Annotated in this window: 1 protein-coding gene; it reads left to right on the top strand. The window is 48.0% G+C overall.

Features of this window, described 5'->3' with window-relative positions:
• Positions 1 to 660, top strand: a 660-nt coding sequence (locus tag E2R67_RS16450; RefSeq protein WP_134292019.1) for a tandem-95 repeat protein, incomplete at both ends; no start/stop codon positions are given.

Here is a 660-nt window from a genome sequence, read left to right as displayed (position 1 = left end):
ACGGTACGGCTGTATTAGATGCGAACGGCAACATTACTTACACGCCTAACGAGAACTTCGTGGGTGAAGATTCTATTTCAGTCTCTGTTACCGATAACGATGGGGCAACTAGCACACAAACTATCACAGTGAACGTTACGGAAGTGAACGATGCGCCTGTGATTGATGTCGTGAGCACAACAGTTACAGAAGATACCGCGACTATCGTGGCAACGGCTTCAGATGTGGATGGCTCGATTGATGCGAATACTATTACAGCAACCAACGGTACGGCTGTATTAGACGCGAACGGCAACATTACTTACACGCCTAACGAGAACTTCGTGGGTGAAGACTCTATTTCAGTCTCAGTGACCGATAACGATGGCACAACTAGCACACAAACGATCACAGTGAACGTTACGGAAGTGAACGATGCCCCTGTGATTGACGTCGTGAGCACAACGGTTACAGAAGATACCGCGACTATCGTGGCGACAGCAAGCGATGTTGATGGCACGATTGATGCGAATACTATTACAGCGACCAACGGTACGGCCGTATTAGACGCGAACGGCAACATTACTTACACGCCTAACGAGAACTTCGTGGGTGAAGATTCTATTTCAGTTTCAGTGACCGATAACGATGGGGCCACTAGTACACAAACGATCACAGTGA

Source organism: Psychromonas algicola (assembly GCF_004378355.1).
GTDB lineage: Bacteria > Pseudomonadota > Gammaproteobacteria > Enterobacterales > Psychromonadaceae > Psychromonas.
The sequence above is the reverse complement of the archived record's forward strand: the minus strand, read 5'-3'. Positions and strand labels throughout refer to the sequence as shown.